Raw genomic sequence first — 14,732 nt, 5'->3', positions numbered from 1 at the left:
GTTAGACTTAAGCCATGAGTTTTGCGAATGATCCAAACCGCGTGCGTCTTGCACAGCTGGTAAACGAATTAGCTGTTGTTCACCAGGAAGTCACTCTAGCTTCTGGGTTGAAATCTGATTTCTACGTCGACATGCGTCGCGTAACCTTGCATCACGAAGCTGCGCCACTCGTCGGCCACGTCATGCTCGATCTGCTCGAAGAAGCAGGCTTTACCCCTGACGATATTGACGCCGTTGGTGGCCTAACTATGGGTGCCGACCCAGTCGCAACTGCCATCATGCACGCCGCTGCTTCCCGCGGCCTCGACATTGACGCATTCGTGGTGCGCAAGGAAGCCAAGGATCACGGCATGCAGCGCCAGATTGAAGGCCCTGACGTGAAGGGTAAGCGCGTAGTCGTACTGGAAGACACTTCTACCACTGGTGGTTCGCCATTACAGGCCGCCAAGGCACTCGAAGAAGCTGGCGCCAAAGTCTTGGCTGTGGCCGTAATCGTCGACCGCAACACCGGTGCTGCCGAGCGCATCAGCGAGAAGGGCTACGAGTACCTCTACGCCCTCGGTCTGAACGACCTTGACATCTGAGTCAAACCCAACGCTAAGCCCAACCCACCCCAACGGGGGAGAGTTGGGCTTTAGTGCTACCCAAAACGAAAACCCACAGGAACCAAGCATGGCCGAGCAGTCGATGACCCCACAGCAGGAAACCGAGTTTGATCCCGCAGCCGATTTCAGTCGCAAAACCGGGGAGCGGATTAAAGCTCCAATCACAAACGCGGGCGAAGAAAACCCCGAAGTGGGTGTGGGACCCTGGCCTGGTGGGGAAGCGAACTGGCCCAGTGGAGACCAGTACGACCCGCTTTTGCTGGCCGAGGGCGACCGCCGCAACGTGATCGACTGCTACCGGTATTGGAAGACTTCGGCGATTGTGGCCGACCTCGATACCAAACGTCGTCCTTTCCATGTGGCCATTGAAAATCTGGAACACGATTTCAACATTGGCTCGATTGTGCGCACCGCCAATGCGATGGGCGCCGCCACTGTTCATATTGTGGGACGTAAACGCTGGAACAAACGCGGAGCCATGGTTACTGACCGCTACCTCCACGTTTTCCACCACCCGAGTGTGGCCGATTTTGCCCAGTGGTGCGAGCAGGCGGAAGTCACTCCGCTAGGAATTGATATTATTCCTGGGGCAAAGCCCATTACCGAGGCCGATTTACCTCGCGGAACGGTACTGGTCTTCGGAACCGAATCGCAGGGCCTATCCGAGGAAATGCGTGCCCTTTGCGGTCAGGTTTGTTTCATTAATCAGTATGGTTCCACGCGTTCTATGAATGTGGGTCACGCGGCAGCCATCGCTATGTGGACTTGGAACTTGGCCGAGGACGCCCGTCGCGCCTGAGCCGTCGGTCTGAAAGGTCAGGGCAACTGGGCGAACCTATGACTGCCGCTGGCTAGTTCACTTCTCCAGTCATCGGCATAAGCCTCATCACTACGCTTAGGTTCTACCGCTAAAGATAACGGGAGTGACTGGGACTATCTGCCCAGCTAAAGTGCTCCATTTTTTCGCTATTGGCGCGAATCGCAATTTCAGGCCGACATGCATCGTGCAACATCTTTGTGTTGTGGAACAATAGAGGGGTAATTGATCTACACAAGGAGGGCCCCAAAGTGGCTATCGCAACCCCAGAGGTTTACAACGAAATGCTCGACCGCGCTCGTGAGGGCGGTTTCGCTTACCCAGCTATCAACGTTACTTCTTCGCAGACCCTAACCGCTGCGATCCAGGGTTTCGCTGAGGCAGAATCTGACGGTATCATCCAGGTTTCCGTTGGTGGCGCTGAATACTGGTCCGGCTCCACTGTTAAGGACCGCGTTGCTGGTTCCTTGGCAATGGCTGCTTACGCTCGCGAAATTGCAAAGAACTACGATGTCACCATCGCTTTGCACACCGACCACTGCGCCAAGCAGAACATCGACAGCTGGGTACGCCCACTTCTCGAACTAGAAGCTGAAGAAGTTAAGGCTGGTCGCCTCCCATTCTTCCAGTCCCACATGTGGGATGGCTCCGCTGTTCCATTGGCAGAAAACTTGGAAATCGCCAAGGAAATGCTAGAACTCTCCGTTAAGGCAAACACCATCCTCGAAGTTGAAATCGGTGTTGTCGGCGGTGAAGAAGATGGCGTTAAGGCTGAAATCAACGAAAAGCTTTACACCACCACCGAAGATGCTTTGGCTACCGTTGAAGCTCTCGGCCTCGGCGAAAAGGGCCGCTACATTACCGCTCTAACCTTCGGTAACGTACACGGCGTTTACAAGCCAGGTGCTGTTAAGCTCCGCCCAGAAATCCTCGGCCAGATTCAGGATGAAGTTGGCGCCAAGGTTGGCAAGGAACGTCCATTCGACCTCGTTATGCACGGTGGCTCCGGCTCGACCGAAGAAGAAATCGCTACCGCTGTTCGCAACGGCGTCATCAAGATGAACGTTGACACCGACACCCAGTACGCCTTCACCCGTCCTGTCGTTGACTGGATGCTCAAGAACTACGACGGCGTCCTCAAGGTTGACGGTGAAGTCGGCAACAAGAAGCAGTACGACCCACGTGCATGGGGCAAGGCTGCTGAAGCAGGCATGGCTGCTCGCGTAGTCGAAGCTTGCCAGCGTCTCGGCTCTGTTGGCAAGAAGATGGCCTGATTGCCACTTAGCTAACTAGCTTTTAAAAGTGAGGCGAGAGGAGTGATCCTCTCGCCTCACTTTTATTCTTGCAACTGCATTTTTACTTTGAATATGAGATAATCTCGGGGTACTAGTGTGCACGATGCAGTGCACTTCCTACTTTCACAATGGTGGTGGAGATAGATGACTGATTCCCCTCGGGAGCATTCCCGTACAGGTGTTTTTGGCCGATATACAGCCATAATGGGCGTCTCTGCGCTAGCCCTTGCTGGTCTTCCAGCATTGGGAACCGCATCCGCGTTTGCCGCAGATGGCGAAGCGGCAGCAAAGAACTTTGCACTTGCTAGCAATGGTGCAACCGTAGAAGTTTCTGGGACTGAAGTCTCGGACGGACGTTGGGGCAAGGATAAACTCATCGATGGTGTCGTCAATGAAGACGCTGCTAAAGCTGAACAATCCCGCTGGTCCTCAAATGTTTCAGATAGTGCTTGGGCAACTGTCACTTTCAAGGATAAGACTGTCCTTGACCACGTAAACGTTTTCTGGGGTCGCGCTTGTGCTGCAAAGTGGGACTTGCTGGTTTCCACTGACGGGCAAAGCTTCCAAAAAGTCTTCTCGGAAGATAATCAGCAGTGTGCCGATCCCGGCAAGGCCCTCAAGACTACCGTAGACCTACCTGAAAACCGCAAGAACGAACAGTTCAAAGCTATTAAACTGCAAGTTCGCAAGCAGACCATAGTGGCCGGTGGCTACTGGGGTTCTTCCGCTTGGGAAATCGAAGCTTGGAATGCCCCTCAGGTAGCGGCTCCGACTCCGGCTGCGCCGGCTGAAGTTGCCACCCAAACTGGTTTGGTGCCACTGCCCGATAGTGTGACTGCTCAGGAAGGCGCCCCCTACGTATTGGCACCTACGGCCCGGATTGTGGCACCTGCTAACCTGACTCGAGTGGCAAATATGCTGGCCACCACCTTGCGTTCCTCCACCGGTTACGAACTCCCCGTAGTAACGAGTGGCAAGAAAGCCGGCGACATTTCCCTCGCAACCGGTGAAGTTGCTGGATATGCCGGAAAGAATGAAGCCTACTCTTTGACCGCCAATGAAGGCGGAGTGGAAATCGTTGGCGCCAGCGAACAGGCTGTCTTTAACGGCACCCAGACCTTGCGCCAGCTATTCCCTGGCTTTGTTTACATGTCTCGCCCGGTATTGGCTGACTGGAAAATTCCTGCGGTAGCCATTAAGGACGCGCCACGCTTCTCCTACCGTGGTTACATGCTCGACATCGCCCGTTCATTCGTGGGATTCGAAGACATTAAACAGGTCATTGATGAAATGGCAGCTTACAAGATGACCGCTTTGCACTTGCACTTGGTTGACGACCAGGGCTGGCGCATTGAGATCACCAATGAGGGACGTGCTCCCGGTGACGATATCGACTACACTCGTTTAACCGCTGATAGCGGCCTGTCCGCCATGTTGCCTCACGAAAAGCAGGCATCGCGCGAAGTTGGTCGCACTGGCTATTTGACTCAGGATGAGTGGAAGAAATTGCAGGACTACGCGTCCTCGCGATTCATTGAGATCGTTCCAGAAATCGACGTGCCCGGCCACATCAATGCTGCCTTGCACGCGATCCCACAGTTGAACACTCCTGGTTCCTCGCACCCAGCAACCGAGGCTGAACCGACCTCACCAGCAGCCGCTGGCGGTGCCGTTGGCTGGTCTTACATGGATCCAGATTCGCCTGCCACCTACAACTTCTTGCGTCACGTCTTTAAGCAGATGGCCGCAATGACTCACTCCGATAAGGTGCATATCGGTGGCGACGAACCGCACTCCTTCCTCCAGCGTTATGGTCACGGCAAGTACGAAGAAATCGTCACCAAGGTAATGCAGATCGTTCGCGATTCGGGCAAGACCCCAATCGGCTGGAACGAGGTCGCAGACAGCCCTGGTGTGCTCAAGTCCGGAGATATCCTCCAGTACTGGTTGGGTAATATTAAGCCAGTCCAGCAGGCAGTGCGTAATAAGGACGTGAAGGTAATCATGTCCAAGGTTAAGCACGCCTATGTGGCTCAGAAGTACAACCCGAAGACCCCGATGGGTTTGAACTGGGCTTGTAACCCCTGTAATACCTTGACCCACTATGACTGGAACCCAGCCACCGAGCTCGGGATGGATGATTCCAAACTGCTAGGCACTGAGGCTGCCTTGTGGACCGAAACTGTCCGTGGTTTGGATCAGGTCCAGTACATGACCTATCCTCGCTTGCTTTCCCAAGCTGAAGTTGGTTGGACTGCGCAGGCAAAGCGTCAGAATGACAATTTCCTCAAGCGCGCGGGTGTAAACGGAACTGACATGGCTGCCGCTGGCATCAACTACTACGATGACCCTGCAGTGAAGTGGGATTTCGACCTAGTTGGTGTCGCTTCCACCGTTCCGACCTCGGCCAGCACCATTCAGCTTGGCTACGTTTCCGCTCCGGGTACCAAACTTGCCGCTAACGGTAAGACTCTGGTTACGGATACCACCAACGATGCCGACGGCGTTTCGAACTCACCATTGGGCTCAGGACAAAAAGTCGTCATCGACTGGGGTGACGGCAGCCCACTCGAGGCCGCTAAGGTAACTTCGCCTCGTCCTCGTAATCTTTATGGTGCTCCCGACCTTTACGTACTGACCGCAGAGCATACTTTTGCCACCCCTGGTAAGCATCGCGTGAAGCTAACCTTGAATGGTAAGGAAACTTTCGCTGAGGTCACTTCGCAGGCCGGTGCCACCCCAAGTGAACCGCTCTACACTCCTTGGCAGCCAGCTGGGGATCCAACCCTTGAACTTGGTACCAAGACTGTTAACCCGAAGGGCCGCTTGCCTATTAAGGTCAATGGTTTCAAGCCACTCGAGCTAGTCGAGGTGGTTTTGGATGGAAAGAACTTGGGACAGGTTCGTCCTAATAAGGATGGGGTTGTGGACCTCGCCCTTTACATTCCAGAAGATACCCCGATTGGTAAGCTACCGTTGACCTTCACTCAAGGTGATCGTTCGGTAGGCGCTGAGGTTAACGTTTGGGGACCAGAAAAGCAGGTTCTAAAGAACCCAATTAGTGGTCTCACTGTGGATCGATTCAGCTCGGAAGCTGATAACGAGAGCCCGAAGCCAAACGGATTGGCTAAAGCCGCAGTTGACGGCAACCCGAAGACCTATTGGCACACTCGTTGGGCAAACCCAGCAGCTCAATTCCCGCATTTCATTTCTCTTGATTTGCACAAGCAGTGCCAGATCGACGGTTTGGAATACACCCCACGCCAAGACAACACTAATACTCGTATCAAGGATTACGACATCTTCGTTTCCACCGATGGCCAGAACTGGGGTTCCCCAGTTGCTTCAGGTTCCTTCGTTGCTGGAAAGACCGCTACTGTGGTTAACTTTGCTCCAGTTGCCGGTAACTTTGTGAAGCTCGTAGGCAAGAACAGCCACAATGGTGAGCCGTTTGGTGGTGCGGGTGAAATCCGCGTCGGTGGTACTTGCGCCGATACTCAGGTGCTTGGCCTCCAGGTCACAACTGGTAATGGCACTACTAAGGTTGCTGAAGACGGTAGCACCGTGGTTAAGGCCGAGGCCGGTGAACCGCTAAACTTTGAACTCTTGAATGGCCCGCAGTCAGGTCAGATTTCGGTCTGGACCGCTGACGAACCTGAAGTTTTGGCTCACTCTCAGCTTTCTGCCCAGAACCAGAGTGTTCAGCTGAACGCCCCAGCGGAAGGCGAAAGCCTCAAGCTGGTGGTGGTAACGCCTAAGGGTCGCTTTAATCTAACCGTTCAGGTTGAAAAGCAACCGGAACCGACTCCGGAACCAAGTGTGGAGCCAACCGTTGAACCCACTCCGGCTCCTACTCCGGCTCCTGAGCCGACCAAGGAACCCACTGCTGAGCCAACTGCAGAACCTACGGTTGAGCCAACTCCAGCACCAGTTCCATCACCAGAGCCCACCAAGGAACCTACTGCTGAGCCTACTCCAGCTCCAGTTCCACCAGTGAAGCCTGAGCCAACCAAGGAGCCTGCTCCGAAGCCTGAGCCTCCAGTGAAGCCTGAGCCGACCAAGGAACCGGCACCGAAGCCACAGCCTCCGGTGAAGCCTACTCCGGAAGCACCAAAGCCTCCGGTGAAGCCTGAACCGACTCCGGCTCCTAAGCCTCCGGTTAAGCCTGAACCGACCCCGGTTTTGCCTGACCCGAAGCCAGAGCCGAAGCCACTGCCACCGGTGAAGCCACAGCCTCCGGTCAAGCCTGAGCCTACTGAGGAACCGGCACCGAAGCCACAGCCTCCGGCGCCGAAGCCTCCGGTTAAGCCGACTCCGGAAGCGCCAAAGCCACCAGTTAAGCCAGAGCCTAAGCCGACTCCGGTTAAGCCTGAGCCTAAGCCAGTGCCGAAGCCTGAGCCAAAGCCGACCCCGGTCAAGCCTGAGCCAAAGCCTGTGCCGACCCCGGTAGTACCAGATCCGAAGCCAGCTCCCAAGCCGCTTCCTCCGGTAAAGCCGGCTCCGAAGCCCACGGAACTAAATCCATATTTAGTTACGGCAGCTTCTCCTGATGCCCGTGTTGCAAAGGACGTTGAGGCCACGACTTTGTTCTCCGGTGAAATCAAGTGGTTGATTCGTACTCGAATCTCGACTGGTTGGCCAGATGGCACTTTCCGCCCATTGGTACCAGTTGATCGTCAGACAATGGCCGCCTTCCTATACCGTTTGGCGGGACGCCCAACGGTTGCTAATAAGCGACCACCATTTAAGGACGTTCCAGGTACGAACTTCTTCTCAAGGGAAATCGAATGGATGCGTGAAGCTGGTATTTCCACTGGCTGGGCCGATAATACGTTCCGACCAGAAGAACCAGTTCATCGTGACGCGATGGCAGCTTTCTTATTCCGTTTCTGCAGCAAGTATCCAAACCAGTGCTCGCCACACGTCGATCCTAACCGGCTGAAAGTTAAGGTTGAACGTCCATTCCGAGATGTTGGTTCGAAGGATCTCTTCCATCACCAAATGGCATGGATGAGGACGGCTAACATTTCTACCGGTTATGCCGATAAGACCTATCGTCCACTCGATAACGTCAACCGCGATGCTATGGCCGCATTCTTGTTCCGTATGAAGCATAACGGCCTCGGCTAAAATATAAACCTCTGGTTGGGGACTAGTTCCCGGATTAGTCCCCAACCCTGTCCGCATTGATCAATGACAAAAGAAGGAAGTACGATGAAGTATCTCAGTCACCGGCGTCTAATCGCGACGGTTGCTGCTTCTACTTTGGGATTGACGATGGTCCCAGCAGCTGGCTTGGCGCTAGCTGCAGAGGAACCATCGACAGCACCACCAGCAGCAGCGACCGAACAGCCTTTCCTGCCGGTTTCCGACCAGTCGAATACTGAGGGATGGCAGTTCCAGCCACAGTATTCTGATGAATTTAATAACGACCTTGGAGACAACTATGAACGTCTCCCAAACAACTGGTCTTGGCGCTCCGAATGGCGCTGGGACGATGCCAACGCCACCGTAAGTAACGGCAATCTGAACCTACTACAGGATCCATTCCACCCCAGCGACAGTTTTTCGACTGTGCCTAATAACTTCGATACTGGAATTTTAGACGGTAACTCGAAAGGCCAGCATGCGGACTACGTAACGACTGATGAACACCATAGTGGTCAATCAGCTCTAGGTCAAGGGTTTTATGACGACTTTGCGGTAACCACTACGCAAACTGTTTCTGGACTTTCTAATGGAAACTACAAGCTTAAGGCTTGGATTAAGACGAAGGGCACCCAAGGGGAAGTAAAGCTCATCGCTCAGAATTGCGGTGGTGCTAATAAGGAATTGGATATCCCTCGCAACAACGGTCAATGGACTGAGTACACGCTTGAAGTTCCAGTAAGTAGCCCTACCTGTAAGGTAGGTTTGCAATCATCCGGTATCACTTGGAACGATCATGCTTTCCTAGATGACATTTCCTTTAAAAAGGACGGCAATGGTCCAGAACTAATTAGCAACGGTGGTTTCGAGAATCGTCGCACCACCCAGTATCGCTCGGGCGGTATCTGGTCGAAGGAGCGCGTCAAGTACGGTTACTTCGAGGTTAAGGCAAAATCTGGTACTCCAATTCCAGGTACTTGTTTAGCTTTCTGGCTCGATGGCCGTGAAGGCGATTACGCCACCGAACTAGACATCGTCGAACTTGGCCAGAACGCAAGTACTCCCAAGACCGTTGATTTGGCACACCACATTTGGCGTACACCTACCCAGTCACGCCACACTTCCGAAGGTTACTGGGGAAGGCCAGATTATAATCCCAGTGAAGACTTCCACGTATACGGTTTTGAATGGGGTCCATCGGTACAACGTTGGTACGTAGATGGCCAACTCTGGTGGGAGCGAAACCAGTCTGTCTATAACTTCAACGAAATGAAGATTTTGTTGTCGCTTGGTTTACGTGCTCCCTATGACTCTCACGTGAACGATTCTCGTCTTTACGAAAATTTCCGTAATGCTCGTCCGTCGGAATACGAATACGTTCGTGTTTGGAAGCGCGATGCGATGCCTACTGATGATCGCTGGACTGGCGATCATCAAGCTAACTTTAACCTCAAGGGTTCTTGGACTGATGTCAAGGATGCCAACGCTTATGGTGGCTCTTTCCACCAGAGCACCACGGCGGAAGATACTTGGCAGATGCGTTTCGAGGGAACCGGTGTTGAGGTTTATGCTCTCCAGGGCCCAGACCAAGGCAAGGTTGAATACCAGATCGACGATGGTGAAAAGTTCGTCATCGATCACTACGCAGCCAATAAGGCTGAACGAGCAAAGGTCTTCGAAAAGCGTGGTCTAACCAATGGCAAGCACGTGGTTAAGGCTCGTGTCCTCGATCAGAAGAACGATGCGTCCTCGGCCATCGGTGCCACCATTGACGGCGCCATTATTTTGGCAACCGATGCTGCTCAGACTGAAGGTCTTCCTTCGCAATCTGAAAATGTGAAGCCAGATGCCACTCCAGCCGGCCTCGTTTATGAAGGCGAAAAGGGCATCATGGAAGGTGCCGCTCGCGTCGAAAACAAGGGCCCAGCATCGAAGGGGCAAGTTGCTGGTTACCTCGGTAACTCAAACGGTTCAGTCACCGTCCCAGTCTTCTCTGAAGTTAACGGTGAGCGCGAACTAAAGCTCCAATACATTAAGGGTGAAGATCACCGCCGTATCACGATTGAATGTGGCGGTGAAAAGCAGACTCTCAACCCGGCAACTACCGGTAACGGCAATACTGCTCAGGTTCCATTCCGCTGCAATATGAAGCGCGGCATAAACCCGATCAAGTTCTACTCGGATGTCACCAGCGTGAACGTCGATGCCGTGATCGTTCCTTACTTCTCTGACACTGGCTCTGGTGAAATCTACTCCACCGAACCAGCTGATGACACCCAAGTGGCAACTGTTATCGCCGAAAAGGGTGGCGAACGCAGCTACGACTTGGTCTACATGGGAGAAAACAGCCAGAATGCTTCAGTTCGCTGCCCAGACGGCGAAGAAAAGCAATTGAATTTGCCGGCCAACGCTAACGTTGCTCGCTTTACCTGTAATGTCACTCCAGGTAAGAACAAGCTTGTCGTTTCCAACTTGGGTAGCACCAGCGTGAACTCCTTGGAAGCAACATACGTTCCTGCTGAAGGTGCCACTCTACCTAAGCCAACTTTGGATGTTCCTGAGTTGGTTTACGGTGGTGATAAGATTCCAGCATCGGTTGCCGGCTTTATGGCCAGCCAGCCAATCACTGTTGGTGGTTCGGACAGCATTACCGGATCGGGACAGACTAACGAGTCCGGTAACGGCACTGTAGATGTTGCTACTCCACTTACCTATGTTGGTGGTACTCAGCTTCTAGTAGCAAAGCAGGGGAGCGGCACCAAGGAACTCCGCACCTATCGTGCAGTTACCATTCGCCGTAACGATCAGCGTCCAGAAACTTTGCCAGAACCAGGCAGCATTGAGGCCCAGGTTCCAGTCGAAGCTGATGGCACCATGAAGTACGAAGGTGAAAAGGGTAAATACGAAGGCAAGGGTAAGACCGAGGATCGTCCTGGTGCTTCTGGCGACAAGGTTGCCGGTTACATCGGTGGTGGCCGCGGCAAGGTTGCTCTTACCGTTTACTCCGAAGTTAGCGCCACCCGCGACATTTTGCTTGATTACATCAATGGTGAAGGCGATCGCAAGATCACCATGGAATGTAACGGTAAACAGCAGGAGACATCTCTCGAACAGACCGTTGACTACAACACCACAAAGGCACATAAGTTCCAGTGTGACCTCAAGCAGGGTGCTAACGTCATCAAGTTCTTCTCCCCGAAGAAGGCCGCGAATGTTGACGATGTTCGTATTCCGTTCTGGCGGGCCAAGGGCTCCGGTCAGATTTACCCATTGGTAACTGCTGACGATGCCAAGAGCGCTAATGTCGTTCAGGAAAAGCCAGGCGAGCGTTTCTTCGACCTCGCTTACACTGTCAACGAGCCAGTGACCGCACATGTTACTTGTAATGATGAAACCAAGGAATTGGTACTTGATCCAAACAAGGCTCAGGTTCGCTTCGCTTGCAACATGAACCCTGGTTTGAACAAGGTTAAGTTCACCGATCTTGGTTCTGCCCGCGATCTCGAGTTCCGCTCGGTATTCTTGCCAACCGAGGGCGATACCGCTAACGAAATCTCGATGACTGCTGGTCATGCAGTTGCTAACGATAACGTCACTTTCACTGTTAATGGTGTTCGTGCTGGCGAGCCAGTGAGTGTTCGACTCTCTAACGGCGTTACTGTTTCGGGCGATGCCAACGACTCTGGCGTTGCCACTGTGACACTACCGTTGACCGGTATCTCGGCAGGTGCCAAGCTAATGGCGCGAGCCTTCCAAGGGACCGGATTTGATGAACTCCGCGGCTACTTGCCAGTTACTGTGATTCCTACTCCAAACCCACAGTTGACTGTAGAAAACAGCAACAAGGTGGTAGCTGGAGAAGCTGTTTCCTTGAAACTAACTGGTGGCTTGCCGGAAACTTCTGGCGATCTATCCTTCTCTTGTGGAGTTGAAACCCAGCAGGTAACGACCAATGCTGAAGGAAACTTCGATCCTAAGAGCGTTACCGTGCCTGAAGGCGCTACAGCTGGAGAATGTACCGCTACCTACACCCAGGGTAAGTACACTGCTAACGCCACCTTCACTGTGCTCAAGCCAGCTCCACAGTTGGCATTGGATCCAGCAGATGAAGTTGAACAGGGTAAGTCCTTTACCGTGGCAGTTGCCAACGCATTGCCACAGCATGAAGGCACTTTGAGCTTCTCTTGTGGCCTACCAGAAAAGACTGTCACCACTGATGAAAATGGCGCACTTACTGCGACTAAGGTTGCTGTACCAGCAGAAACCGCTCTGGGTGACTGTACAGTAACCTTCACTCAGGGCAAGTACAACGGTACCTCCAAGGTTAAGGTGATTGAGCCTAAGCCAATTCCTAAGCCAGAGCCGCTTACCGCTTCGCTAACTCCATCTGAAGTTCCCGCAACTGAAAATGCTCCTAGCGCATTGCTTTACGAGGGCGAGAATGGTGTCTACGAAGGTAACGCTCGCACCGAAAATAAGAGCGAAGCTTCCAACGGTGGGGTCGCTGGCTACATTGGTGGCGGCCGTGGCAAGGTAACTGTTCCGGTCTACTCCGAAGTTGATGGTAATCGTGAACTAGAACTTCGTTACATCAAGGGCGACGCTTCTCGAAAGCTCATCATTGAATGTGGCGGTACTAAGCATGAATACGATCCACCAGAAACAGGCAGCTATGAAACTGTCGGTAGCTACAAGTTCACTTGCCCGATGCACAAGGGCAAGAACGACATCAAGCTCTACGCAAACGGCCCAGCCGCAAACGTTGATGCTTTGGTATTGCCTGTTTACGATGGCCCAGAAAAGCCACGCCAGGAAGCAACTTCGGTTGGTAAGTGGCGCCAAGCTGACCTCACTTTGGAAAAGAGCGGTGAGCGTACTTTCGAACTCGAATATGCTGCCACCGAAGATGGCTCCACTGAAGTTACCTGCCCAGATGGTTCAACCAAGACGGTAGCGCTAAAGGCTGGTGAAACCACTACTGAGTTCACCTGCCCGGCACACTTTGGTGAAAACCGTTTCGTCTTTGGCGATTTCGGGTCTGTAAACATCAAGGCGATTAACCTTGCTTACCCACAGCCTGAACCAACTCCAGAGCCAACCGAGGAACCAACTGTTGAGCCGACTCCGGCCCCAACCCCGGCTCCTACTCCGGCACCAGAGCCGACCAAGGAACCTACCGTTGAGCCGACTCCGGCCCCAACCCCGGCTCCTACTCCGGCACCAGAGCCGACCAAGGAACCAACTGTTGAGCCGACTCCGGTTCCAACCCCAGTTCCTACTCCGGCACCAGAGCCGACCAAGGAACCAACTGTTGAGCCGACCCCGGTCCCAACCCCAGTTCCTCCGGTCAAGCCTGCACCAACTCCGGAAAAGCCTAAGCCTCCGGTAAAGCCAACTCCGGAACAGCCGAAGCCTCCGGTGAAGCCAACTCCGGAACAGCCGAAGCCACCGGTGAAGCCAACTCCAGAGCAGCCTAAGCCTCCGGTAAAGCCTGCTCCGACTCCGGAAAAGCCGAAGCCTCCGGTAAAGCCGACTCCGGAACAGCCTAAGCCTCCGGTAAAGCCTGCTCCGACTCCGGAAAAGCCGAAGCCTCCGGTAAAGCCGACTCCGGAACAGCCGAAGCCTCCGGTAAAGCCAGAGCCAACCCCGGCTCCTAAGCCTCCGGTTAAGCCTGAACCGACTCCGGCTCCTAAGCCTCCGGTAAAGCCAGAACCGACCCCGGTTTTGCCTGATCCGAAGCCTGAGCCGAAGCCGCTTCCTCCGGTTAAGCCGAAGCCTCCGGTAAAGCCTGAGCCGACCCCGGCCCCGGTTAAGCCTGCTCCAAAGCCGCAGCCGAAGCCAGAGCCTAAGCCGACCCCGGTTAAGCCTGAACCTAAGCCGCAGCCGAAGCCAGAGCCTAAGCCGACCCCGGTTAAGCCTGAGCCAAAGCCGCAGCCGAAGCCAGAGCCTAAGCCGACCCCGGTTAAGCCTGAACCTAAGCCGCAGCCGAAGCCAGAGCCTAAGCCGACCCCGGTTAAGCCTGAGCCAAAGCCGCAGCCGAAGCCAGAGCCTAAGCCGACCCCGGTCAAGCCTGAGCCAAAGCCGCAGCCAAAGCCAGTTCAACAGTGCATGTACGTTGCTCACGCAAAGGTAGTTGACACCAAGTTGTTCAAGGATGTTCCGCGTGATTTGCTATTCGCTGGTGAAATCTACTGGTTGCGTTCGCAAGGAATCACCAAGGGCTGGGCAGATAATACCTACCGTCCGGTGACTCCAATTACCCGTGAAGCAATGGCGGCATTCTTGTACCGCCTAGCGGGGGAGCCAGCATACCGTGTTCCATCGAAGATGTTCAATGATGTGAATCGCGCGAACCCGTTCTACGGTGCAATCTCGTGGATGAAGTCGGCCGGTATTTCCACCGGTTGGGGTGGCGTAGAATATCGTCCAAAGGAATACGTCAACCGTGACGCGATGGCCGCATTCTTGCAGCGTTTCGCTGCACGTTATCCAAATGTCGTTTCCCCAGATGTTGCTCCTAATAACTTTAAGGCAACTGATCAGCATCAGATCTTTAAAGATGTGAGCAAGGGTGACGAACACTGGAAGGCCATGGATTGGGCACGTCAAGCCGGCATTTCTAAGGGCTGGGCTGACGGCTCCTTCCGTCCATTGGAACCAATCAACCGTGATGCTATGGCTGCATTCATCTACCGATTGATTCACAACGGTAAGAAGAACTGCTGATTTAGCTCGCACCTAAAATGGGGTGTAGGGATTTGTAAATCCCTACACCCCATTTTCTATCTTTTATAGTTAGTCTATTTGCCTATTTTTCCTGTAAAATAATAGGGATTGCTGGTTATTTTTAATGGCTTAGCTTTTTAC

General features: G+C 53.7%; 5 protein-coding genes. All 5 read left to right on the top strand.

Going from position 1 to position 14,732, the window contains the following annotated elements:
* The first annotated feature begins 14 nt into the window (after nucleotides 1-14).
* Entirely contained in the window at nucleotides 15-584 is a 570-nt protein-coding gene (gene pyrE / locus BK816_RS07365; protein ID WP_071164594.1) for an orotate phosphoribosyltransferase, read from the top strand.
* Nucleotides 585-672: 88 nt separating this feature from the next.
* Nucleotides 673-1,404: a TrmH family RNA methyltransferase gene (locus BK816_RS07360; RefSeq protein WP_236842316.1), complete on the top strand. Its 732-nt coding sequence runs from the start codon at nucleotides 673-675 to the stop codon at nucleotides 1,402-1,404.
* 269 nt (nucleotides 1,405-1,673) lie between these two features.
* Nucleotides 1,674-2,696, top strand: a complete 1,023-nt coding sequence (gene fbaA / locus BK816_RS07355; RefSeq protein ID WP_071164593.1) for a class II fructose-bisphosphate aldolase — start codon at nucleotides 1,674-1,676, stop codon at nucleotides 2,694-2,696.
* A 225-nt stretch (nucleotides 2,697-2,921) separates the two neighbouring features.
* Entirely contained in the window at nucleotides 2,922-7,847 is a 4,926-nt protein-coding gene (locus tag BK816_RS07350) for a family 20 glycosylhydrolase (protein ID WP_071164592.1), read from the top strand.
* Nucleotides 7,848-7,931: 84 nt separating this feature from the next.
* A complete protein-coding gene (locus BK816_RS07345) occupies nucleotides 7,932-14,591 on the top strand; it encodes an S-layer homology domain-containing protein (RefSeq protein WP_071164591.1) in 6,660 nt (2,219 codons plus the stop codon).
* Nucleotides 14,592-14,732 lie beyond the last annotated feature (141 nt).

This window comes from Boudabousia tangfeifanii, assembly GCF_001856685.1.
Taxonomy (GTDB): Bacteria; Actinomycetota; Actinomycetes; order Actinomycetales; family Actinomycetaceae; genus Boudabousia; species Boudabousia tangfeifanii.
This window is presented reverse-complemented; position numbering and strand designations above follow the sequence as displayed.